Origin of the sequence: Salinactinospora qingdaonensis (assembly GCF_039539445.1) — a bacterium.
Lineage (GTDB): Bacteria > Actinomycetota > Actinomycetes > Streptosporangiales > Streptosporangiaceae > Salinactinospora > Salinactinospora qingdaonensis.
Genome location: NZ_BAABDD010000006.1, coordinates 128,389 through 150,830, shown reverse-complemented (window position 1 = coordinate 150,830; position 22,442 = coordinate 128,389). Strand labels below are relative to the sequence as shown.

Annotated in this window: 19 protein-coding genes, 1 tRNA gene and 1 pseudogene; 13 read left to right on the top strand and 8 right to left on the bottom strand. The window is 68.7% G+C overall.

The window, feature by feature from the left end; all coding sequences use genetic code 11:
- The first annotated feature begins 94 nt into the window (after positions 1-94).
- Positions 95-808 carry a TauD/TfdA family dioxygenase gene (locus ABD848_RS08635; protein ID WP_344969382.1) on the top strand — a complete coding sequence of 238 codons (714 nt, stop codon included), beginning with the start codon at positions 95-97 and terminating at the stop codon, positions 806-808.
- 1,083 nt (positions 809-1,891) lie between these two features.
- Here the strand turns inward: ABD848_RS08635 and ABD848_RS08630 are convergent.
- Positions 1,892-4,117 (bottom strand): hypothetical protein, encoded by a 2,226-nt coding sequence (locus ABD848_RS08630; RefSeq protein WP_344969380.1) that lies wholly within the window; start codon positions 4,115-4,117, stop codon positions 1,892-1,894.
- 185 nt (positions 4,118-4,302) lie between these two features.
- Between ABD848_RS08630 and ABD848_RS08625 the strand changes: the two genes are divergently transcribed.
- Genes ABD848_RS08625 through ABD848_RS08605 form a run of 5 tightly spaced genes read left to right on the top strand, consistent with a single transcriptional unit; the run spans position 4,303 to position 10,484 of the window.
- Positions 4,303-5,571, top strand: coding sequence for an OmpA family protein (locus ABD848_RS08625; protein WP_344969378.1), 1,269 nt, complete (start codon positions 4,303-4,305; stop codon positions 5,569-5,571).
- Positions 5,568-6,956: a hypothetical protein gene (locus ABD848_RS08620; RefSeq protein WP_344969376.1), complete on the top strand. Its 1,389-nt coding sequence runs from the start codon at positions 5,568-5,570 to the stop codon at positions 6,954-6,956. The genes ABD848_RS08625 and ABD848_RS08620 overlap by 4 nt, the downstream gene beginning before the upstream one ends.
- Before the next feature lie 5 nt (positions 6,957-6,961).
- Positions 6,962-7,807, top strand: a complete 846-nt coding sequence (locus ABD848_RS08615) for a vWA domain-containing protein (RefSeq protein ID WP_344969374.1) — start codon at positions 6,962-6,964, stop codon at positions 7,805-7,807.
- 32 nt (positions 7,808-7,839) lie between these two features.
- Positions 7,840-9,486, top strand: coding sequence for a hypothetical protein (locus tag ABD848_RS08610; RefSeq protein ID WP_344969372.1), 1,647 nt, complete (start codon positions 7,840-7,842; stop codon positions 9,484-9,486).
- A complete protein-coding gene (locus ABD848_RS08605; protein WP_344969370.1) occupies positions 9,483-10,484 on the top strand; it encodes a hypothetical protein in 1,002 nt (333 codons plus the stop codon). Before ABD848_RS08610 ends, ABD848_RS08605 begins: the two co-directional genes overlap by 4 nt.
- A gap of 399 nt (positions 10,485-10,883) precedes the next feature.
- Here ABD848_RS08605 and ABD848_RS08600 read toward each other — a convergent pair whose 3' ends face one another.
- Together ABD848_RS08600 and ABD848_RS08595 are read right to left on the bottom strand one after the other, a co-directional pair.
- On the bottom strand, positions 10,884-11,051 hold the full coding sequence (locus ABD848_RS08600; RefSeq protein WP_344969368.1) for a hypothetical protein: 168 nt from the start codon (positions 11,049-11,051) through the stop codon (positions 10,884-10,886).
- 137 nt (positions 11,052-11,188) lie between these two features.
- Complete coding sequence (locus tag ABD848_RS08595; protein WP_344969366.1) at positions 11,189-11,353, bottom strand: hypothetical protein; 165 nt, start codon at positions 11,351-11,353, stop codon at positions 11,189-11,191.
- A gap of 691 nt (positions 11,354-12,044) precedes the next feature.
- Here ABD848_RS08595 and ABD848_RS08590 point away from each other — a divergent pair.
- From ABD848_RS08590 to ABD848_RS08580, 3 genes and pseudogenes are all read left to right on the top strand, one after another.
- On the top strand, positions 12,045-12,245 hold the full coding sequence (locus ABD848_RS08590) for a hypothetical protein (RefSeq protein ID WP_344969364.1): 201 nt from the start codon (positions 12,045-12,047) through the stop codon (positions 12,243-12,245).
- A gap of 5 nt (positions 12,246-12,250) precedes the next feature.
- Positions 12,251-12,652, top strand: a complete 402-nt coding sequence (locus ABD848_RS08585) for a type II toxin-antitoxin system VapC family toxin (protein ID WP_344969362.1) — start codon at positions 12,251-12,253, stop codon at positions 12,650-12,652.
- A gap of 487 nt (positions 12,653-13,139) precedes the next feature.
- A pseudogene (locus ABD848_RS08580) lies at positions 13,140-13,442 on the top strand (tyrosine-type recombinase/integrase); the annotation flags it as partial.
- 101 nt (positions 13,443-13,543) lie between these two features.
- Here ABD848_RS08580 and ABD848_RS08575 read toward each other — a convergent pair.
- A tRNA-Gly gene (locus ABD848_RS08575) sits at positions 13,544-13,614 on the bottom strand.
- 99 nt (positions 13,615-13,713) lie between these two features.
- Between ABD848_RS08575 and dcd the strand changes: the two genes are divergently transcribed.
- A complete protein-coding gene (gene dcd / locus ABD848_RS08570) occupies positions 13,714-14,289 on the top strand; it encodes a dCTP deaminase (protein ID WP_344969358.1) in 576 nt (191 codons plus the stop codon).
- Positions 14,290-14,394: 105 nt separating this feature from the next.
- On the opposite strand, the gene ABD848_RS08565 is transcribed toward dcd, so the two are convergent.
- Positions 14,395-15,009 carry a rhomboid family intramembrane serine protease gene (locus ABD848_RS08565; protein WP_344969356.1) on the bottom strand — a complete coding sequence of 205 codons (615 nt, stop codon included), beginning with the start codon at positions 15,007-15,009 and terminating at the stop codon, positions 14,395-14,397.
- Positions 15,010-15,512: 503 nt separating this feature from the next.
- Between ABD848_RS08565 and ABD848_RS08560 the strand changes: the two genes are divergently transcribed.
- From ABD848_RS08560 to ABD848_RS08550, 3 genes are all read left to right on the top strand, one after another.
- The gene (locus ABD848_RS08560) at positions 15,513-16,847 is read left to right on the top strand and encodes a quaternary amine ABC transporter ATP-binding protein (protein ID WP_425567473.1); all 1,335 of its coding nucleotides are present in this window, start codon (positions 15,513-15,515) and stop codon (positions 16,845-16,847) included.
- Positions 16,844-18,094 carry an ABC transporter permease gene (locus tag ABD848_RS08555; protein ID WP_344969354.1) on the top strand — a complete coding sequence of 417 codons (1,251 nt, stop codon included), beginning with the start codon at positions 16,844-16,846 and terminating at the stop codon, positions 18,092-18,094. Before ABD848_RS08560 ends, ABD848_RS08555 begins: the two co-directional genes overlap by 4 nt.
- Before the next feature lie 126 nt (positions 18,095-18,220).
- Positions 18,221-19,177: a glycine betaine ABC transporter substrate-binding protein gene (locus tag ABD848_RS08550; protein WP_344969352.1), complete on the top strand. Its 957-nt coding sequence runs from the start codon at positions 18,221-18,223 to the stop codon at positions 19,175-19,177.
- Positions 19,178-19,334: 157 nt separating this feature from the next.
- On the opposite strand, the gene ABD848_RS08545 is transcribed toward ABD848_RS08550, so the two are convergent.
- The 3 genes from ABD848_RS08545 to ABD848_RS08535 form a co-directional block, all read right to left on the bottom strand.
- Positions 19,335-19,763, bottom strand: coding sequence for a hypothetical protein (locus tag ABD848_RS08545; protein ID WP_344969687.1), 429 nt, complete (start codon positions 19,761-19,763; stop codon positions 19,335-19,337).
- A 230-nt stretch (positions 19,764-19,993) separates the two neighbouring features.
- A complete protein-coding gene (locus ABD848_RS08540; protein ID WP_344969350.1) occupies positions 19,994-20,839 on the bottom strand; it encodes an LLM class F420-dependent oxidoreductase in 846 nt (281 codons plus the stop codon).
- Positions 20,840-21,389: 550 nt separating this feature from the next.
- Entirely contained in the window at positions 21,390-22,217 is an 828-nt protein-coding gene (locus ABD848_RS08535; protein WP_344969347.1) for a peptidoglycan recognition protein family protein, read from the bottom strand.
- Between the last annotated feature and the right edge of the window lie 225 nt (positions 22,218-22,442).

Here is a 22,442-nt window from a genome sequence, read left to right as displayed (position 1 = left end):
CGCTTGGCTGGATGTCGTCGCCCCGCCGGGCAGCAACAGTGCCCGCATGGTGCGGCGATACGACGATCACCTTTTCCGAGCCGCGGAGGCAACAATGACCTTTCCCGCTCGCCCGAATTCTGGTTTTGAAGCGGGCGATATCGCACAGGCACGCACGCTGCTCGCCGAGAACGGCTGGGCCCTGCTGCCGGGGGCGGGGTTCACCGACGGCAGGTCGGTCGACCACTCCCGCGTGGCGATGATCGCCTCCGCCTTCGGGCGCCCCTCAGCGCGCGACGGCGGCACCGCGATCTGGCCCGTGCAGCCGGCCACGACCGCGCAGGAGGCGACGTTCAGTCAGCGCTCGGGCGATGCCCTGCTCCACACCGACGCGGCCTACCGGCGCGTGCCCGAACCGCGTTTCCTGCTCTGCTGCGTCCGCCCGGCCGTCGACGGCGGCGCCACCCGGCTGCTGCCGGCCCAGCACGTCGCCGCGAGCCTGCCCCCCGAGCTGTTGACCTCACTCCAGGCGCCGCAGTGGCAGTGGAACCCACCCGCGGTCTTCGGCGGCACCCCCGAAGGCCACCACCCTGTTCTCCACCGCGACGGCACCATCCGGTGGCGGCTGGACAACCTGCGGGTCGGTGGCACGCTGCGCGAGCACGCCCAGCGTTTCGCCCGGCACGTCGAGTCCCACCCGCTGCTCACCCAGGTGCACCTGCCCGCCGACGCGGTGCTGATCTGCGACAACAGGCGTGTCCTGCACGGTCGGACCACCTTCGACGACCCCAACCGTCGGCTGTTGCGGATTCGCGTGGTGGACTGGTGAGGGCGCATCAGCCGCAGGCACCGGCCCGGACACCGTCCGGGCCGGCGCCCACCGCGGCACAGACGGTGGCGCTGGCGATGGCCGTGCCCGCGCAGGCGGGCGAGGCCGCCGCGTGGCGAGCCCGTGGCCTGGCCGAGCTTCTCGTGCAGGCGGCCATGACCCGCGACCGTGCCCTCGTGCGCCATGTCGACCGGGCGACCACGCGGCTGCCCGCCGTCCCCGAGCGTTTCGTCCGGCGCCTCCGGCGGGCACGCGCCCTGTGCGGGCCACTCCCGTCGGGCTACCCTGTGGCAGCGCGGCAGCGGGAGCGCCGGCGCGAACATCGCGAGGAGGTGTCGCCCGGCCTGCTCGCAGCCGCCACCCGGTTCGCCGCCCTCGTCGACAGCGCACCGGTGCTCGCCGCGCCTGACCACGATCCCCAGTCGGTGGCCGCCGCCGACGTGGCCGCCCTCATGGACCGGCTCAGCCCCCTCCGTCCCGCGGGGGTCGGCGGCCATCCCTGCCGCGAGCTGTCCGCTGAGCCGGGGCTGCTCTGGCGCGGCTGGTTCCTCGGGCAGGGCCGGGCGTTCCTCGTCTTCACGCCGCAGCGCCACACTCCGGTGGCGGCGGCGATGATGCACGGCCTGCACTCGGCCACGCATCTGGACCACCTGGTCTGGCTACTGCGGTGCACCGACGCGCCGACGGCGTGCGCGCTGCAATTCGGCACTGGCCTGCTCGTGGCCGAGGCACTGGCCATGACCGTGGAACTGGCGGGGCTGGCCGGAGCGCTGCCGGGGATCACCGCGGCCCAGCGGGCGTTCCTGCGCCGGGCCGCGGTCGAACGCCTGGCCCGACTGCCCGGGCTGGCGCGGTGGGGCCGCCGGGCCGCCCCCGACTCGGCGGCCATGGCCGAGGCCGGGGAACTGGCCGTGCCGGAGTTCACCGAGCTGCCGACCTTGGCCGCCGCCTACGTGGCCGGACCCTTCCGGCTCGCCGCCCGTGGTTTCCGCCACCCGCTCATCCCCGTTCCCCTCGCGGCGTCCGTGGCCGGTTGTTGGCAGCGGTTCGCCCCGATCGGACCCGCCCCGCGCGCCCGGCGGATCACAGGTCCTGCCAGGCGACGTCGTCGTCCGCCCGCCGGGAAAGTCCCCGCTCGTCGGCGAGGACTTGGGCGTCCCGTAACAGCCGGTGGCCCTCGCCGAGGGCGGGATAGCCGTGCGCCAGCGGCTTACGGTCGAGTAGTGGCGCCAGGAGCGCGGCGACCCTCGCCCTGTCCTCGCACAGCCGCGCCTCGTGGTAACGAGCCTCCAGCAGCACGGGGTGAAAGGCAGCCACCCCGAACTCGGTGACCCCGTGCGCGCTATGCAGCATCTCCAGCGCGTCGGCGCGCTCGCCCAGCGCGTCGGCGCACCGGGCGGCCACGACCAGGGTGGCCGCCCGCCAGGGGTCTTCGCGGTCGGCCGCGGCCGACCACGCCGCTCCCGCCGCCTGCCGGGCTCGCTCCGGCGATGCTGTTGCGAGCAGCGCCGTCGCCGTGTCGTGCAGGTAGGCCAGCAGCAAGGGGTCGGTGTCGGCCAGTCCGTGCCCCTGGCGAAGGTGCGCGATATCGGCCTCGAAACGGTCGTGAGCGGTCGCGGCCTCGCCCAGTTCGACCAGGCAGCCGCCGCGCAGCCGCCGCGCCGTGAACCCCAGGCGAAACGAGACCTGTTCGGCGAACCAGTCCGATGTCACCGAGCTGTGCTCCAGCAGGTCCAACGCTGTTGTGTGCTCTCCCGCCGCCATCGCGATGCGCGCTCGCAGCACCACCGTCGACTGCGCGCGGTAGCCGGCGGGGGCGTCGGGTCCGCCGGCCATGCGCTCGGCCTGTTCCACCTGGAACCGCGCCGCCGCGGGTTGACCGGCCGTCAGGAGCGCTTCGGCCAGCAGCAGCCGCGCTTCGGCCATGTTGGGGCCACCCTCGGCGGCGATCCTGCTGCGGCGGTCGGCCAGGAGGCGCTCGGCCAGGTCGACGGCGGTTGTGGGCTGTCCCGAGTGGATTGCCACGCGCACCCGCGCCGCTTCGGTCAGGCTGAGCCGTCGCCACGCCGCCTCCGGATCGGTGGCGTTGGCCAGCAGGTCGCGGCGCATCTCGACAGCCCGCTCGATCCCGGTGCGGGCCTTGGCGGTCTCACCTGTCTGTGCCCACACGTCGCAGAGGTTGGTGTCGGCGCGGGCCAGCCGGGAAGGGGAGCCGTCCAGGTCGCGTTCGGCCACGGCCCGCGACGTCAGGTAGGCCTCCTCGGCGGCCCGCAGATCCCCCCACCGAAGCAGCGACAGGCCCAGCCGGCCGGCCGCGTCACCGCGGGCCTCCTGGTCGACCCGCCTGCGGTCCCAGGGGCTCTCCACGCCGGGCGCGGGGTTCTCCGTCACCAGTTCGTCGAGCGTGGCCAACAGGCGCCGCCCTTCGGTGACGCCGCGCCTGTGCAGCGTCCCCGCCTCCAGCAGTACCCGGATCAGCACCGCCCGGCCCGCGGCTTCGGCGCGCGGGTCCGTGCCCCGTTTAGTCGTGGCCGCCAACGCCTGCTCGGCCGAGTCGAGTTCGCGGACCCATTCGCCGGCGGTGGCGACCAGTTCGTGCTCGAACCAGAACGCGGTCAGTCCCCGCGCCACCCGTTCAGGCGCGCTGTCGGGCGCCGTCAGGAACCCCCGAAACGCCAGGTCGGACAGGACACGCGCGCCCGCGGTCACCGTAGGCTCCCGTGGCTCGGTGACCGCGCCGGTGGCGGCCGACAGCACCGGGGTCAGGGCGTCGGCGAACACGCCCAGCGACCCCTGCCATGCTTGGGCGGCCACCCGTCCCCACGGGCCGTCCGGCCAGGTCGGTGCCGTTTCCGATGCGTCGCCCTCGTCCGATCCCTTCCCCGAGCCGCCGCGTTGGCGCTTCTCCGAGGTCGCGATGTCGCCCAAGCCGGAACCGACCTGGGTCATCAGGTGCCGTTCGCGCTGCTGGAACACCACGATCTCGGTGAGTATCCGGGTCACCGCCTCGCGCGCCTGCCCCAGCGTCCACAGTGCCCGCGTGGCCTCACCTGCCGCCTCACCCTCAAAGTGATGAACGCCACACCATGCGCTGTAGGCGGCCAACGCCACAAGGACGCGGCGGCTCTTGACGGTGTTGTAAAGCCAGACCGCGCTGCGCCCCGTGCGGCGCGGCTTGTCGGCACTGTCCTCGCTGACCTGCACCTGAGCGGCGATGTCCTCCGCGCGCACCGAACGGTAGTCCGCCGCCCGGAATGCGCTTGCAGCCGTGGTGCCAATGGCGGCCAGGCGATCTTCGAGGTTCGTCATGGCTCCCAATTATTCACTCAGATCGCCCTTACCTTGCATTACAGTTATTTTTCTCAACTCCTTTAGCTGAGACAAGTTCTCAGCTAAAGCAAAGTATGAGCGCGCGCCGCCGGCCGTCACCCCCCTGCCCCTGGCACATCACCGCCCGCTGACGCCGCGTCGCTCTGTACTCCCGAGGGACTCACATGAATCTCCGTCCGCTTCCTCCCGATGCGGCCACCGACACCGGGCGGACCCGCGTCTGGGTCGTCGGCGCCGTGCTGCTCCTGCTCGCCGCCGCCGTCGTTTGGATCTGGCAGCCCTGGGCCGACCCGTGCGAGACGCTGCGAACCCACCCCATCGACCGGCAGCGGCCCTACGTCATCGCCGTCGACACCACCGCCGACCAGCCCGTCCGCGACCTGCCCTCGGAGTTGACAGCCGACATCGAGGCGGCGGCCGGCCGCGCCGCCGACGACGAGGCCCAGGTTCCCGACGTGTTCCACCTCGCCGCCATTCAGGGCGACACCGGAGCGCACTTCTGGGTCCACACCGACTACACCGCCGACCCCGAACCGCCCAATGCGCGGCGAGCCCGCCTCGAAGCCGAGCGGGTGGCGGACTGTGTCCAGGAGTACGCCGCCCAGGTACGGCCACGCACGGAAAACACCAACCTCCTCGGCGCCCTCCAGGAGATCGGCAGGTCCCTGCCCGAGCAGCCGCCGGCCACCGTCGCCGTCGTCTCCAACGGCCTGGCCAACACCCCCGAGCTGGACCTGCGTCGGCTATTGGCCCAAGGCCAGGAGGTCGACACCGTCGTCGACCAGCTCCGCGAGGACGGGACACTGCCCGACCTGACCGGCGCCACGGTCACCTTCTACGGCCTGGGCGACACCGCCCCGGAGCACCCCGAGCTTCCCGTGACCTACCAGCGGTGGGTGGAGGAGCTGTGGGTGGCCGTCGCCGAGGCCGCCGGCGCCGAGACCGTCACGGTCCACAACGCACCCACCGAGACGCGGGGGAGCTACCGCGACGTTCCCGACGACGCCTCCTTCTCCCCGATGCGCGACAGCGGACCCACCCAGCGTCCCACCGAAGAGCCGAACGAACCCGTCGTGCTGCCCGACGTGCTCTTCGACGTCGGTTCGTGTCGCCTGGACACCGACGCCACCGACCCGCACCTCGAACCGGTCCTGCAACGCCTAACCGACGAGCCCGCCGGCCGCGTCGAGGTCGTGGGACACACCGCCACGTGGGGAAGCGTCGAGTACCGCAAGGACCTCTCCCTGTGTCGGGCCGAGGCCGTCGCCCAGCGGCTGGCCGAGTTGGGCGCCGACCCCGAGCGCATCGAGACGATCGGCCGCGGCAGCAGCGAGCCCCGCGTCGACGACACCGACGCCGAGGGGCGGCTGATCCCGGAGAAAGCCATCCACAACCGGCGCGTCGAGATCGACTTCGTGCGAGGAAACTCATGAACCTGCTGCAACGCCTGCGCCGCCCCGGCCGCTCCCTTGGCCGTTCGGAGAGCCCCGGCGAACAGGAAAGCTCCCGCCTAGACTGGCCGCAGCCCGCAGAGAGGCCCGACCCTGTCGACCAGAGCAGGCCGCTCTACCGCGAGTTCTCCCGGATGAGCGTGGCGAGAAACATCCCGCTGCGGCTGGTGCGGCAGCGTCGCTCCGACATCCGAGGCGCCATCCGCGCCCTCGCCGCGGCGGCCCGGCGCGTCCCCGCATCCGACACTGTCGCCGCGCCCCCGGCATCCGATGCCCCCAAAGGCGGCCTGCCCACGTGGGCCATGGTGCCGATCGACGTTTTCATCCTGGTCGCCGAATTCGGCTTCTACTTCGTGGCCTGGCAGCTCACCGGAGGTGCGCTGGACACCCCACTCGACTGGCTCACCTTACTCCCCCAAGCCCTGCTGACGCCGCTGCTGGTACTGCTGACGGCCTGGCGGCTCGGCCCGCTGCTGCGCTCCGCCGACCACAAGCGCGCCTCCCTCTACGACGCACCCCCGGTCAAGAACACCGCTCCTGGCGCGACTGACGACACCGACGAGGACACCCCACCGGTCACCAGGCCCATACGCCTCTCCGACATATGGTACCGCGCGGGGCCGCTGTCCAAGTTTTGCCTCCTTCTGGCTGGCACGGCGACCTGCATCCTCGGCGGCCTGGCCTTCTTTCGCGCCGTCGCACTCGCCGCCGGCGGGGGAAGCGGCCTCGGCGGGCTCGCCTTTCTGCTTTCGCTGATCTTCGTCCTGGTCCCGGCGATGGCCATCGCCGCCCACGCCCAGCACAACCCCGACCACCCGCGCGACCTGCTGCGGGTCTGGAGCCGCCGCCGCGCCGAGAAGCGGGCCGCGCGACACGGCGACCGCTGGCGCCACCTGCTGGGCATCGCCCAAAACATCGCCAGTGAAAGCGAATACCACCACACCTCCATCGACGGTGAGATCGCGGACAACCGCGCGACCGTCCCCAAGGCTCTCGGCTGGCAACCGCCACACCCCCGGCCCGCCACCTCCGGCGAACCCGCGCGGCGCGGCGACGACAGCGTGGAGGAGCAGCTCTGGCGCCACATCCACAGCGAGCACGCCCGCCTGCTGGACTTCCCCACCGCCGAGACGCTCCGCACCGCCTTGGGTGAGGTCCTCACCGCGCTGGCCTTCTACCGGCCACCCGACTGGCGCGACAAGCTCGGCTACCCCGCCGAGGACACCGCCACGGCAGCCGCCCCCACCGCTAACGGCCGCGTCGCCGCCAACGGCCACGGTCCAACTCCGGGAACGTCCGCCCTCGCCGACCTGCCCGACACCAACGGCACTCCCGCGCGCTTCCCCGACGACCACCCCCGGGAGTAACCGGCATGTCCAGCCACGACCCGTCGCAGCCACCACCCCCGCTACTGTCGCCCCGCCCCGTGCGGGCACCCCGCTTCTCCAGCAAGCGCCTCGCACCCGACCAGCCACCCGTAGCCGACGCGCCACCCGGCCCCAAGCCCGGCACCCGCCGCCCATGGCGCCGGGCCGCAGGCTTCCTGCTGCCGCTGGCGCTCGCCCTACTGCTCCTCCTGCCGCTACTCGACTGGTACGACTCCCAGGAGACCGGCCTCGACGGCCACCAGTTGGTCGGCCCCCGCCTCGCGCAGGGACCGGTGTGCCTCGACGTGGCCGCCGACATGTCCGGGTCGATGCGTGACCACGTCCAGGCACGTGAAGCGGCCATGCGCCAACTCCAGACGTTCGCCGGCCGAAACCTGCGACCCGGCGACGTGTTCACCGTCGCCGAGTTCGCCGAAGAGGCGGGCATCGCTGTCGCACCGACGCCGATCACCGAACTCGCCGCGGGTCGGACCACCGGAGCCTACGCCGCCGGAAACACCCTCCTCCTGCCCGCTTTGGCGGAACTGCGCGACGCCCACGCCGGCTCCGGCCTGCCCTGCGCCGCCGAGACCCTCATCGTCATCACCGACGCCGAACTCAAAGACCCGATCGCCGAACTCGCCGCCCGCTTCGCCGACAGCGACTACCTGCGGGTCTACTGGGCCGTTCCCGACCCGGGGTGGCGCCTGCCCTGGCAGCAGCCCGGCGTCTCCGACGACCCCGCGCTGGAGTCGGTGACCGTCTGGGAATTCGCCGACGCCGACGACCTCAGCCGCCACTACGGCCACGCCATCGCCCAACTCACCGGCCAGGAGCTGCACCGGAACTGACCCGCTCACTCACACGCCCCGGATGGTGACCAATGGGACCCCAGGAGCCGGCCCCCACCCCCGTGCCCTCGTGCCCCGACTGCCCGAGCGCCGGCCCCCGCCCCGACGCCGTCGCCCTGTTCGTCCACGGCATCGGCGCGCAGCGCCCCGGCAGCACCCTGGCCGGCCACACCGGCCCGCTGCTGTCGCTGTTCAACGACCTCACCGCCGGCGAGACGCCCCCCGTATCGCGGGTGCCCACCATCAGCAACGTGCGCCGGGTCTACCGGCACCACCCGCCCTCCCCCGCGAGGTCGTGGCGGTGGCTGCTGGCCCGGTTGTGGGGCCGTCCCCGCCCGCCGGAGCCGCTGGGCGTTCCCAGCCACGAACTGTGGGAAGTCACCAGCCGCAGCGGGGACGGCGCCAGCCGCGTCACCTACTGGCTCCTCGCCGAGTCGTGCTGGTCGCGCAGTTTCCCACTGCCCCATCCGATCCGTTTCGCCTGGTGGCTATGGCGCGTTGTGTGGTGGCTGGTCCTGGTCCAGTTGGGAGCGGCCTGGGCGCAGCACTTCACCGCCGTCCGACCCTCGCAACAACCCCCTGAGGGCCGCTTCCCCTCGCCCGTCCAGGCGGCCAGAATCGTCGCGCTGGGTGCCGTCAGCTACTTCGGCTTCGCGCCCCGGCTGCTCGCCGCGGTGCTGGTCCTGGCAGTCGCCCCGCTCATCGCCGTGCTCGGCACGATCCCGGTACTACGTGCCCCCATCATCGCCCTCGTCATCGACACGGCGGGCGACTCCTTCGCCGCCCTCCTCCAACCCCACGCGCGGCGGCGCATGCTCGACACGATCCGCGGCGACCTGCGCTGGCTGCGCGCACACCTTCCCCCCGGCGCCGGCACCCTGGTCGTCGCCCACAGTCAGGGCGGCATGCTGACTCGGGACGCGCTGGAGCGGGAGGCTCCCGGGGACCGCGTCACGTTCTTCGCGCTGGGCTCCGGGCTGGGGCTGCTGCACGCGCTCCGGCAGGTCTCCTCCCCGCTGTCGGCGCTGCGGGCCTGGCTGGGAGGGCTCGGCTTCACGCTGATGCTCGCCTTGAACATCGCTGCGCTGCTCGTCTCCACGCCGCCCTTCCTCGACGCCTTCGCGACGGCGGCGCGCTCCCCGACGCTCGCGCTCACCGACCCGTGGGGCCTCACCGCCGAGGCCAGCGCCGCCCAGAGCCGAGCCGAGCTTCTCGTCCTGCTCGCCATGGCCAGTGGCGCGGTGGGAGCGACGGCACTGCGCGGGGCCGGTATCACCGCCATGATCGCGCAGTGGTCACAGCGGCTGCGCCTGCCCGAAGGGACCGTAGCCGAGTGGACCGACTACTCCAGCCGCTACGACCCCGTCTCCTGTGGGCCGGTGCTCGCTACCGTCGCCGACTGCTCCGTGGCCGTGGTCAACAGCCCTTGGCCGCTGCTTGAACACACGCGCTACCGGCGCAACCGCCGTGTCCTGCTCGACATCGCCGAAACAATGGCCCGGTTCAGCGGGATCGCCATACCCGCAGAGCCCGCCCGGCGCGCCTACGAGCGCTCGGCGCGCCACACCCGGCGCATGGCGTGGGTGCAGCTCCTATTCACCGTAGTCGGCGAAATCTTCGCCTTCGCCCTGGTCGTGACCTTCGGAATCGAGGTCGCCGAAAGTGTGGTGCGCCCGTGACGACCACCCCATCACCGCCTGCGGCCGAGAGCGAGATCACCGCTACTAGGCTCCCGACCCCGTCGCGTAGCCGCCGGATGCAGAACCGCTACGACAGGTCCCGGATCGTTCTCCTCCTGGGGGAGTACTGGCGCATCCTGGCCGACCTGTCAGCCGTGGAATCCACCGTCGAAGACCACCCCCAGTCCTGGTCGCGCATCGCCCAGACCCGCAGGTGCCTCGACGTGGCCCGCGACGGCTTGGACCGCAGGCGCCCCGATACGCTCGCCATCGCCGCCTACCTGTCCCTCGCCGACCGTCTCCTACTGTGGCTGCTGCCCGACGACAAGCTCGCCGCCCGATGCGCCGCCACCCTGACCTCCCTCGACAGCACGGACACGCCTTCTCTGGCAGGGGTCACCACGGCGCTGCGCAGCGCCAGCGACAGCAAGGCGAGCCGCGAGCAGCGGTGCGTGGCCCTGGAAGCCGCGCTCCAGGCCCACCACGCCTTCACCGAGCGCCAGGCCATTGAGGACGGGCTCCAGGTGCGCCGCCTGCAACACCTGATCGCCTACAGTTCGCTGCTGATCCTGCTGGTATGGGGCGTCGCACCGATGATCAGCCCATTTCCCGGGGGCGCCTCGTACCCGGGGGCGCTCATCCTCGCGGGATCGATCGTGCTCGTGGGGGCCATGGGTGGGCTGTTCAGCCGATTGCTACACGTCAGGGACGCCTACACCAGCCTCCTCACCTACCGCACCGACATGCTCAAACTCGCGTTGAGCCTGCTGGTGGGCGGCATGGCAGCCTTAGTGCTGCAACTCCTTGTGTCCTGGCAGGTCATCACCATCTTCCAGGTCGACAATCCGGGCACTGTCTATCTCGTCGCCTTCGCAGCGGGTTTTTCCGAGAAGTATTTCCTGCGGTTGCTGCGGATGCCCCGTTCTTCGACCTCGGCCGGACCTGCCCCACCTCCCGATGGTCCAGCGCAGCCCCCTGCGGGAAGCGGTCCGGCGTAGCCCCCCGAACCCCGCTGCCGACCACCTTCGGCGTTCGTCACGCCCACCTATCCGGCAGAATCGGGCGAGATGACCAACAACAGAGCCCAGGAATCGTGGCCCACTAGGAAGGCCGGGGCCGGAGCCATAGCGGCTCTGGGCTTCGCCGCCCTGCTTTTCGCGGTCTACGTTGTCGATCCGCAGCCGTAGCTAGCACTCGTAGTGCTCTGCCTCACGGTTTTGGGCACCGGCCTGCGTATCGAGACGGCGATCCGCCAACAGAGCGAATAAACCACGGCAATTGGGCCGATCGACCAGCCACGCCTAACGTGAGCCGCGGCCCAGCAAGGTGAGCCGCGGCCCTCGGCCGAGGACCTTGCTGGGCGCGACGCCCTTACCGGCGCTTGGTGTTCAAGCCGGTCAGTCCACCACTGGCTCGATGAGGTCCCCCGCGAAGCAGGAGGCGGCCAGCATCGGCTTGCCGTCGGTCTCTTTACAGTCAGGCTCGGTGGTGTCGGCAGCGGCCGGTACCACCGTGACCCCCACGGCGGCGGCTGAGAGCGCCAGCACTGCCAGGATGCGCCTCATGCACACTCCTCCAACCAAGAATCGTGACTATTTGTATTTAAATTAATTCTTTTATTAACCCTTTTGATGATGAATATGAAACCCCGCGCTTGCCCGTAAGTCGGCGACGTCCCCGTCCGTAGCACCGGCCGGCCCGGCTAGTCGCTCGCGGGGTTGGTCAGCTCATCCGGTAGGCACAGCGTGAGGGAGATCGGGTTGTATTGGCTTTGCTTGCCGTAGGTGTTGCAGTCGGGGTCGAGGGCACCCAGGGAAGGCCCTGTAAGGGCTGCCGACAGGATCACCACGGGCAGGATGCGCTTCATGCACACTCTCCTAACGACGATTACTTTTAGTAATCATACCTATTCATTAAGTGATGGGCATGAAGTTTGAAGCATGCCAACAAGCCTTCCGCGTCCTCAAGGAGGAAACGGCAGCCATCCGGCTTGTGGGGGTGTGAGCGAAAAGCAGGGGTGCTCCGCTATCGACGACTCTTTGGCTGACAACCGGCTGTCCGATACCCGGCATCCAGGCAACATCCACGCCGCGCAAGCCGGTCCTCGCTACGGAAGCTGACCAGCCGACTCGGCCGCTCCCGCACGTGGGCGGCCGAAGAACTCGGCAAGAGCCGTGACAACGACGGCAACGCCACCAACGACAGTGACGATGACGGTTCGTCCTCCGCCGGCACCGAAGACTGAGCAACGGGCACACAGCGGGCACGCGGGGCCGTGAGCGCCCCTTGAAACAAGTGTGGCCAGGTCCCGGGTTGCCCCGGTTGACCTGGCCTTTCTCTGCTGAGAGCGGGTGACGGGAATCGAACCCGCGTTATCAGCTTGGGAGGACGATAGAGGAGATTCCCGCTGACCTGCGCGGATGTCGGAAATGTAGCCGCGATTCCCCGCCGAACCTCCGGAGATCGGGCACGCAACGGGCACGCTCCCGCGTGCCGTGTTCACCGGTGCCAGGGCGGTGGGGGGTGTCATACTGGAGGCAGTATCAACGGAGGTGACGATGACGGCCAGTAGCGCTGATCGCCCGGAGGGGCTTCCCGAGCCCGAACGAGTTTCGATCGATGAGTTGGCCCTGCGCAAGGGGGTCCGTCCGATCCGCTCGGCGGAGGATTTGGCGCAGGATGGCGTGTTCGACACCGATGAGGAGTTGGACGCCTTCCTTGAGCACGTGGCCGCGATGCGTCACGCCGATATCGCCTGAGCGCTGTGGATTACGTCGTTCTCGACACCGATGTGTCCTCGTTGAGCTTGAAGCGCCGGCTGCCCTCCGCTTTGGTGCCCCGGCTGATCGGTAAGCAGCCCTGCGTCACCTTTGTCACGCTGGGCGAGCTGACCCAGTGGGCCGAACTGCGGCAGTGGGGGCGCCGTAACCGCGACGCCCTGAACACCTGGCTCGGCGGGGTAGTCGTGTTGCCCTATGACGAGGATGTGGCGGTTACCTGGGGCCAGATATCGGCGGCTGCCACGCGACGTGGTCGTCCCCGTCCGATCAACGACACGTGGGTGGCGGCCTGCGCGCTCACGCATGGACTGCCGCTGGCGACGCTTAATGTCAAGGACTTCGCGGACTTCACCACATATGAGGGGCTGACCCTGATCACGCAGTGACAGGGGAAGCTTTCTAGCTACCCGAAAACGTAGCCGCGACTATCGTGAGCCTTCGTTTGCCTTTGTCTGCCCTGCTGGAATCACTCGATCACAGTGGCCGGCGTAGCAACCCAAGCGGTGGGGCCTCGGCAACGGTGCCTAGCCACCGTCCCCAACCCCAAGAGCGAGCAACCACGGTTTCCGGTCCGTGGTGCTCGATCGCGCTGGGGTCGGTAACCACAGACAGACAGGGTCGCGCGATCGTGTGCCACGGGTCCCAGAACACGAGTAACCACAGGACCCGTGAGAGCGGATGGTGTGGCGCTGTTCGGACCTGCTCGGCGCCGTGGGGCGCGCGTCTCTCTGTCTCAGGGGCGTTGCCGGTGAAACCGGTGGGGACTCTCGTCTTTCGTCTTTGTCGGCCTGTGGGGTGCGTTCGGGACCGGGCGGCAGCCCGCAGCCCGAGCGCACCCCACAGGGCGGGTGCGTCGGCGCGAAGCGCCGGCGCCTTGAGGATGTTCACCTGCACGACCTGCGCCATACCGGCAACACCTACGCCGCTGAAGCTGGGGCCTCGCTGCGGGAGTTGATGAACCGGCTCGGGCACTCCAGTACGCGGGCGGCCATGGTGTACCTGCACGCGCGCGACGCTCGGGCGCGGGAACTCGCTGACGCGCTGGGGGAGCGGGCCGCGCGGGAGCTCGAAGATGCGCGGCAAAGCGAGGAACCCGCCGATGACGACACCGACGGTGACGACGCAGAGGGGGACGACGACGGCGACGGTTCGCCCTCGGCCGGCACCGACGGCTGAGCGACGGGCACACAGCGGGCACGCGGGGCCGTGAGCGCCCCTTGAAACAAGTGTGGCCAGGTCCCGGGTTGTCCCGGTTGACCTGGCCTTTCTCTGCTGAGAGCGGGTGACGGGAATCGAACCCGCGTTATCAGCTTGGGAAGCTGAAGTTCTACCATTGAACTACACCCGCAGTCCGCAGCCGTTTGTGCGGCTGCAACGAACATTACCTTATCTGAGGCGCGGGAGTGGTCGGTAACTCGCGGGCGGAGCAGCCGGTAAGTTCGTCTGCGTGCTGCTCTCCGATCGCGACCTCAGATCCGAAATCGAGTCCGGGCGTGTCACCATCGACCCCTACGAGCCCGAACTCATCCAGCCGTCGAGTATCGACGTCCGGCTGGATCGCTACTTCCGGGTCTTCGAAAACCACAAGTACCCCCACATCGACCCGGCTGTGCAGCAGCAGGATCTGACGCGCGTGGTCGAGCCCGACGACGATGAGCCGTTCATCCTGCATCCGGGAGAGTTCGTGCTCGCCTCCACCCACGAGATCGTCACGCTGCCCAACGATCTCGCCAGCCGGTTGGAGGGCAAAAGTTCGCTGGGGCGGCTCGGGCTGCTCACGCACTCCACGGCCGGCTTCATCGACCCCGGCTTCTCCGGCCACGTCACACTGGAGCTATCCAACGTGGCGACGCTGCCGATGAAGCTCTACCCCGGCATGAAAATCGGCCAGTTGTGCATGTTCCGGCTCAGTTCCCCCGCCGAGTACCCCTACGGTTCACCCCGTCACGGTTCTCGCTACCAGAACCAGCGCGGTCCAACGCCTTCGCGCTCCTACGTCAACTTTTCGCGCAGACGGATCTAGCGTCGCTGCTCGCTCTCCGCCGGGCCCACGCCACGGGCGGGGCCATCCTCAGCGGCACATGGGTCACAGAGGCGGCGGAGACTAGAAACCGGGAGCGCCGCTCGTTCAGTAGCCCCCGTAGCCGCCATAGCTGCCGCTCGCTCCATAGCCGCCGGTCAGCGGCGCCGGCCTCTGGCGCTTGGGGAGCAGGTAGGCGGCGAGCAGGCCGCCGAGGAAGCCGAACAGGTGCGCTTGCCAGGAGACGCCCTCGTTAGCCGGCAGCACTCCGAAGATCATCGTGCCGTAGAAGATGAGCACGCAGATCATGATGACGATGTCGCTCGTCTTGCGCTCAACGAAGCCGCGCAGCACCAGGTAGCCGAAATAGCCGAAGACCAGGCCGCTCGCGCCCAGTGTGGTGCTGCTCGCTGGGGAGATGAACCACACGCCCAAGCCACTGACGATGATGATGATCAGTGAGGCGGCGGCGAAGCGGCCCAACCCGCTGAACGCCACCAGCGCGCCGAGCACAAGCAGCGGCAGCGTGTTGGCGATCAGGTGTTGGAATCCGAAGTGCAGGAATGGGGCGAGAAAGATGTCCCCGAGTTCGTTGATATCGCGGGGTTGAATACCGTATGTGTCGAGGGCGTTACCAAAAAGGACGTCCAAGAACTCCAGTATCCACATCACCGCCGTGAGGCCGATGACGGTGAGGATGCCGCGTATCCGAGACTGCGTCACAGTTTCAACTCTATGTGAAGCGGTTCCGAGAGGCACGGAGGGGCGCGGAGGGGCGGTGCGAATGTGAAACCAGTGCTCACGTCGTGGACATGTGGATGCCCGTTGAGTAGTGATCTGAGCTGCGAAATTTCCTCAGTTAGTGACTCGATTCACAGCAGAGGGTTCTGTGACGTAAATCACAAATTGCCCTCTCTTGGAGCCTCTTTGGCTTGGCATAGGTCGGTGTTTGGACTTCCCGAACCTTAAACGCGTTATTTCGCCGTTACGATTCGCGACGAATATCCAGCTCTTCGGCTGTATGGTGACCTACCGGCCAAAAACGGATGTCACAGAGTGGCGTGCGCATGATGGCGGTCGGAGCTGGCATGGGACTGAAGTAGGGCCAGATGTGATCGTCACTCTGTGGGGTCCGGCTACATATGCCGTGGGAGCCGGCGTGGGAGGACTCGCCGAGTGGTGGGCCGTCGTCTCCAACGGCCGAAGAAGGACCTAAAGAGGAGACCGTGCCAGCAGTACGCGCAGACAGGCTCTACAAAATATTCGGTAAGCGCGCGAGTAGAGCCGTCGAACTACTCAACGATGGCCGCCATCGAGACGAGATCGCCGCCCTCGACGTCACAGCGGCTGTCGTCGATGTGAACTTCGAGGTTCGAGCCGGCGAGATCTTCGTCGTCATGGGCCTCTCCGGCTCAGGCAAATCCACCCTCATCCGCATGCTCAACGGCCTGCTGGAGCCCACCTCGGGCGTCGTCGAGATCGACGGCACCGACATCACGCAGTTGTCGGGTGCGGCGCTGCGGCGTCTGCGCAGCCAGAAGGTCAGTATGGTGTTCCAGCACTTCGCGCTGTTCCCTCACCGCAGCGTCGAGGAGAACGCCGCCTACGGCCTTGAGGTACGCGGCGTGCCTCGCGAGGAGCGGCTGGCGAAGGCGCGCGAGTCGCTCGCCCTCGTGGGGCTCGACGGGTGGGAGAACCGGCTGCCGGAGCAACTCTCGGGTGGTATGCGCCAACGGGTGGGCCTCGCCCGCGCCCTGGCCGCCGACACCGACATCATCCTCATGGATGAGGCGTTCAGCGCCCTCGACCCCCTGATCCGCCGCGACATGCAGTCTCAGTTGCTGGAGTTGCAGGCGACACTGGGCAAGACCATCGTCTTCATCACCCACGACCTCAACGAGGCCATGCGCCTGGGCGACCGCATCTGCGTCCTGCGCGACGGTCGCGTCGCCCAGATCGGTACGGCCGAAGAGATCCTCAACGACCCCGCCAACGACTACGTGGCCCAGTTCGTCGAGGATGTCGACCGTACCCGCGTGCTCACCGCCTCCTCGGTCATGGAGCCGCCCATACCGGTCATCGACCCCAACCACGGGCCCCGCACGGCACTGCGCACCATGCGGGAGAACCAGACCGTCTCCGCCTTCGTGGTGCGCCGTAACCGCCAGTTGGTCGGCGCGGTGCGCGAGGGCGTCATCGGCGAGGCGCTCAGCAGCGACGCCAAGGACCTGGAAGGTCTCATCGACACCGACATCGAACGCGTGCACCCCGACACCGCTGTCGCCGATCTTTTCCACCAGGCCGCAGAGAGCACCTACCCCCTTGCCGTCGTCGACGACGAGGGCCGGCTGGTCGGTGTCATTCCTCGGGTGACCCTGCTGGCCGCGCTGGGGGCCCAGAACAGCAGTGGTTCCGCGGCCGACTCGGCCGCCTCCGAGACCGCGGTCGACTCTCCCGCGCCGGCCCCGTCCGAGGAGTCCGACGCCAACGCTAAGGAGCCCCCGGAGGCTGTTGCCGCTGTCGAGGACGGCGTGGCCGACGAAGAAGGGAGCCGGCAGTGAGTTCCTCCCTCATTCCGTTCGAGGTCAACGTCCCCAGAATCCCCGTCGGGCAATGGTTCGACGACATCATCACCTGGATGCAGATCAACCTCGCGGCTCTCTTCGAGGTGATCGGCCAGGTCATCGAGGTCAGCGTCAACGCCCTGAGCGGGCTGTTCATCGAGCCCAGCCCTACCCAGCTCACTCTGATCGCCGCGGCGCTGGTCGCCATCGGTCTGGTCTCGAGCAAGCGTGCCAAGCCGGCCGGGATCGCCGTGGGCGTGTGGGCCGTGCTGGCGCTGCTTGAGCTGTTCACCGGCGCCGTCGCCACGGTGATCACGTCACTTCCCGCGCCACTGTTCCTGTGGGCGATGAACCTCTTCGGCGCCGATTTCGTCGCGCCGCAGTTGGTGTTGGCGCTGCTGCTGATCGCGGCCCTCGTCGCCATCAGCTTCGCCATGACCTCCCTGCGCTGGCAGTGGTACCTTGCCGCGGGCTCCTCCGTCGGCCTGCTGCTGTTCCTGGTGCTCAACATCATCGCCGCCGTGCAAATGCCGCTGCTGATGATGCTGCTGTTCGCGGGGCTGGCCTACGTCGTCTCGGGCTGGCGTCTGGGCGTGTTCACCCTGCTCGGCTTCCTGCTCATCATCAGCATGAATAGCTGGCAGGCCGCCATGAGCAGCCTCGCGCTCATCCTGGTGGCCACCGCCATCGCGGTCATCATCTCGGTGCCCATCGGCATCCTCGCCGCCTACAACGACCGGGTCAGCAGGCTCATCAAGCCCGTTTTGGACTTCATGCAGACGCTGCCCCCGTTCGTCTACCTGCTGCCGGCGATCGCCTTCTTCGGCATCGGCCAGGTGCCCGGCATCATCGCCACGATCGTCTTCTCCATGCCGCCCGGCGTGCGCCTGACCGAGTTGGGAATCCGCCAGGTCGACGCTGAACTCGTGGAGGCCGGTGAGGCGTTCGGCGCGCCCGACCTCCAGATCCTGCGGCGTATCCAGTTGCCGCTGGCGCTGTCCACGATCATGGCGGGAATCAACCAGGTGATCATGCTCAGCCTGTCCATGGTCGTCATCGCCGGCATGGTCGGCGCGGGCGGCCTGGGCAACGACGTCTACACCGGCATCGCCCGGGCCGACATCGAGATCGGCTTCGAGGGCGGTATCGCGGTGGTTATTCTGGCGATCTTCCTCGATCGCCTGACCGGAGCCATCACCCGTTTCTCACCCGCGGCCCGGGCCCAGCGCGCGGCCTCGACGTGAGTCTAAGACGCAGGTGAGGGTTCCGTTCCACGGTTCCCCAGGTGCCCGGGGCGCCGGGCACCGCCGGGAGTTGTCGTGAATACGTTCGCGGCGCTTCCTTCATTACACGCAGAGAGAGGAAAGAACGTGCCATTTATCGAACGTAGTGGCCGCAAGCTTGGTCTCGGAGCCGCCGTTGCCTCCCTCGCGTTGCTTGCCAGCGCCTGCGGCGGCAGCGAGGAAGGCGGGGTCTCCACCGAGTCCTCGGAGAGCGAGAGCGCCGGCGGCGGCGAGAAGAGCATCAGCATCGCCGTCATCCCCTGGGACGAGGACATCGCCGTCAGTAACCTGTGGAAGGTCGTTCTCGAAGAGAAGGGCTACACCGTCGAGCTGCAAAATGTCGACGTGGCCCCCATGTTCGAGGGCATCGCCCAGGGCGACATCGACCTGTTCCTCGACACCTGGCTGCCCGGCACTCACGCCGACTACTGGGAGCAGCACCAGGACAACGTCGAGGACCTCGGCTCGTGGTACGACAATGCGACTCTGGAGCTGACCGTCCCGTCCTACGTCGAGGACGTCAACTCCATCGCCGACCTCAAGGGCAACGAGGACATGTTCGGCGGCGAGATCGTCGGCATTGAGTCCGGCTCCGGCTTGGTGCGCACCACCAAGGAGGAGGCGATCCCCACCTACAGTCTCGACGACTACACCCTCGTGGAGTCCTCTACCTCGGCCATGCTCACCGAGTTGGACGACGCCATCAAGAACGAGGAGCCGATCGTCGTGACGCTGTGGCGGCCCCACATCGCCTACAGCGACTACGACCTGAAGGACCTCGAAGACCCCGAGGGCGCCATGGGTGAAGGCGAGAGCATCCACGCGATCGGTCGCACTGGCTTCTCCGAGGACTTCCCGGAGGTCAACGAGTGGATGCAGGAGTTCGCCATGGACGACCCGCAGTTGCAGTCCCTGGAGCACCTCATCCTCAACGAGAACGAGGACGACCCTGAGGCCGGTGCCCGCGCCTGGCTCCAGGAGAACCCCGACTACCTGAGCGGCATCATGGGCGAGGACGCCGAGGGCCTGGACTTCTCCTCCTAACGCTCCGCCCCGCCACTCAGCGGCGCGCTAGGCGTCGCACCACAGCGTGTATGGGCCGCGGTCCCCGTTCAATCGGGGCCGCGGCCCGCTGCTTGTGGGCCAGGGGTGGCGCTGTGCGACCGCTGAGGCACCGCCCCCCGCGGGAGGTCCGCGCCGCTCACTGTCCAGAGGTCAGGGACCGGTCGCGGTGCGGGATGCCGGCGGTGTTCATGAACGCCTCGACCCGCTGGGGCGAGGTCATGGCGGTCAACGGCAGGTAGGGGCGGCTGGCGCGCCGACCCTCCACGGAGGGGAAGACCCGTGGACGGCCGGTGAGGTCGCACAGGCCCAGCGACCGGGTGCGTCCCGGTAGGACGTAGTAGGAGCCGATGTCGCGGAACGGGATACGCACGATGTAGCGTCCCCGCACGTAGCGGAACTCGCCCTCGCTGACCTCCAGCACCGGTGCGCGCAGCCGCAGGGAGTGCACGACCAGCACGCCTGCGCCCACGAGCAGGAGGGCTCCCACCGTCAGGTTCACCCAGATCGTGGGGCCGAGTACGGCGAACGCCACCCCGAGTACGGCCAGCGCCACGCCGCCCCACATTTCGGCGTGCTTGCGTCCCACCGGGCAGATGAAGCGATGAGCCTTTTCGGTCACGGACACGCCTCTCTCAATGCGAGGACTTCAGAGGGATGGTGCGGCAGCGGGCGCCACTGAAACACTATCGGTTCACTCCCGCGGAAACGGCGAAAAATCATGACGGCGCAGCCGGAAATGCCGCGACTTTTCCTGCCCGATCCGGTGCCTGCCGACAGGCACACCCCGTTTCCCTGTCATGCCAGGCCATCGATCGTAGCGGCGAGATCGTCCAGGTAGCGCAACGTCTCGTCGCGCGGCATCGTGGGCAGGGTGACGAGCAGCCGGTCGGCGTCGAGCTCGGCAATGGCGGTGGCAAGCGTCTCCGGCTTGGCGCTCATCCCGAACACGGTCACCGGAAGGCGGGGGTGTTCTTCGGCGGCGCAGCGCCGGCGCAGTTCGGCGATACGCTCCCGCAGCGGTTCGACCTCGCCCCGCCACCGGGGCAACCAGCCGTCGCCGTAGTCCAGGACCCGGTCGATGACCGTGGGCGCTTCGCCACCGACCAGAACGGGCGGGTGCGGTTCCCGCACCGGCTTGGGCCAGCAGTAGATCGGGTCGAAGTCCACGAAGTCGCCGTGGTACTCGGCTTTTTCTTGCGTCCAGATCCGCTTGATGGCCTTGACGCGCTCTCCCATCAACGCCACCCGGCCGGCGGGGTCGGTGCCGTGGTTGCGCATCTCCTCACGGTTCCACCCGGCGCCGACCCCCAATTCGAAACGTCCGCCGCTGATGAGGTCGATCGAGGCGGCCTCTTTGGCCACCACGATGGGGTCGCGTTCCACCAGCAGCGCGATACCGGTGCCCACCACCAGTTGCTCGGTGGCCGTGGCTGCCGAGGCCAACAGCACGAACGGGTCAAGGGTGCGGTAGTAGCGTCGCGGCAGCTCACCACCGCCGGGATAGGGCGTCTCCCGGTTGGCGGGGATGTGGGTGTGTTCGGCTACAAACAGCGACTCCAGCCCCCGCTCCTCTAGAGCGCGCCCCAGTTCGGCTGGGCTGATCCCCTCGTCGGTGATGAACGTTGCGACACCGAACTTCATTTGTCTGCCCTCCTGGCATGGCCGTTGTCGCGCGGCGGTCGGTAGGCGAAAGCCGCCCTGCCGCGCGCCCCAGAGCGGGTGACCGCCTGTGGTGGCGGCCGGTTCCGGGGTGGCGAGACCTCACCGCGCTCGCCGAGGCGGCGGTATGACCGGAGGGGCCGCGCGAGGCGGCTGCCATGGGCGGCGCCTGAAGGTACCGCCGCAGCAACCGCGACACGAGGTCAGGCACTGGTGGCCGCTCGCCGGTCTGCCCCGCCGGCGGGCGCGTCTCCACACCGCTTGGGCGGCACCGCCGGGCAAGCGGGCCCGGACACGGTGTGGCGCACCCTTAACCCCCGGGCATACTTACCGCTCCTACCTACCACGACGGTGCGCATGCGCGCGAGGGGGCGACTCCCCGGCGTGCCGCCTTGCAGGTCGGCGGGTCCGGCCGGTCCGCCACACGAATCAGGGGCTGTGCGCCACCGTCGCCGGCGGTGATCGCTGTGGCTGGCCACGGCGACGCTTGCCTGACTTCTGGGGTGCTCGTGTCGTGGGGCAACCGTGGGTCTCAGTCGCCATAGCTCGTGACGGGTTTGCGCCAGATCCAGGGCCAGGTGCGGTCGCCGACGAGGCCGTCGGCGGGGCCGATCTCGGTATGGCCTTCGTCGCGGGCCTGCTGTTGGAAGGCGCGCACCACGTCGGCGGTCTGCGGCCCGTGGTAGCCGTCGACGCCGATCGACCAGCCTCGCTCGGCGAGGTGTTCCTGGTAGGTGCGGATGTGGGGGCGGTCGTCGGGCCAGTAGTAGCCCGAGTGGTTGCGCTCGTCGGCGGAGGGCGGGCCGAACCAGTGGCCCGCCGGGAGCGGGAACGCATACGGCGGTTCGGTGCCGGGGGCGACGACTCGGGGTTCGGTGGGGGTGTAGCCGCCGGGCCCCTCGGTGGGCATCCCCGCGCGCACCCAGGCGTAGAGGTCGTCGCCGGGGCAGTCGGTGGCGTTGACGTCACGGTGCCCCCGTTTGACCAGGGTGTGGCCCGCTCGGTCGCAGGCTTCGTCGTAGAGGGCGCGGATCGTGGCATGGGCGGCGTCGGTGGCGTCGCCGTCGGAGCCGATGAAGCACACTCCGATGCCGGAGATGTTGTGGCCACTGGCGTGGGCCCCCACGGTTTCCCAGCCGCGTCCCTCGTAGGCGCGGCCTTCGGCGTCGACGAGCAGGTTGTAGCCGATGTCGCTCCAGCCGTTGGAGTCCATGTGGAAGTCCTGGATGGAGCGCACCGGCTGTGAGACGGGGCCGGCAGAGTGGTGGACGACGAACTCGGTGCGCCGTGCCATGGGGACAGTGTTGCGGTTTCGCGGCGGACGAGCTCCCCACTCGCCGCGGCTGACGATATTGATCATGCTTCCAATATGGGAAGAAATCTTCTTTCTGAATAGGCGTACTGGCCAGTAGGTAGTGAGGTTTTTTGTAAGTTGTTTGGCGGTGTGCCTGTCGTGAGCGTGGTTTTGAGGCAGATGTGAAAAATGTTCTCCGTCAGTGGTTCCGATTTTCTTGGTAGATGTGAATTTTTCTCATGTTTTTTCATTTGTCTGTGTTGTGCAGGGCTTATGATTTTTCTGTTTCGG

Bases quoted from the DNA above. Each gene is read 5' to 3' on its own strand.
- ABD848_RS08615 (WP_344969374.1), top strand. From the start codon at position 6,962: ATGTCCAGCCACGACCCGTCGCAGCCACCACCCCCGCTACTGTCGCCC.
- ABD848_RS08620 (WP_344969376.1), top strand. From the start codon at position 5,568: ATGAACCTGCTGCAACGCCTGCGCCGCCCCGGCCGCTCCCTTGGCCGT.
- ABD848_RS08635 (WP_344969382.1), top strand. From the start codon at position 95: ATGACCTTTCCCGCTCGCCCGAATTCTGGTTTTGAAGCGGGCGATATC.
- ABD848_RS08540 (WP_344969350.1), bottom strand. From the start codon at position 20,839: ATGAAGTTCGGTGTCGCAACGTTCATCACCGACGAGGGGATCAGCCCA.
- ABD848_RS08535 (WP_344969347.1), bottom strand. From the start codon at position 22,217: ATGATCAATATCGTCAGCCGCGGCGAGTGGGGAGCTCGTCCGCCGCGA.
- ABD848_RS08625 (WP_344969378.1), top strand. From the start codon at position 4,303: ATGAATCTCCGTCCGCTTCCTCCCGATGCGGCCACCGACACCGGGCGG.
- ABD848_RS08595 (WP_344969366.1), bottom strand. From the start codon at position 11,353: ATGAAGCGCATCCTGCCCGTGGTGATCCTGTCGGCAGCCCTTACAGGG.
- ABD848_RS08610 (WP_344969372.1), top strand. From the start codon at position 7,840: ATGGGACCCCAGGAGCCGGCCCCCACCCCCGTGCCCTCGTGCCCCGAC.
- ABD848_RS08590 (WP_344969364.1), top strand. From the start codon at position 12,045: ATGACGGCCAGTAGCGCTGATCGCCCGGAGGGGCTTCCCGAGCCCGAA.
- ABD848_RS08630 (WP_344969380.1), bottom strand. From the start codon at position 4,117: ATGACGAACCTCGAAGATCGCCTGGCCGCCATTGGCACCACGGCTGCA.
- ABD848_RS08545 (WP_344969687.1), bottom strand. From the start codon at position 19,763: ATGTGGGGCGGCGTGGCGCTGGCCGTACTCGGGGTGGCGTTCGCCGTA.
- ABD848_RS08600 (WP_344969368.1), bottom strand. From the start codon at position 11,051: ATGAGGCGCATCCTGGCAGTGCTGGCGCTCTCAGCCGCCGCCGTGGGG.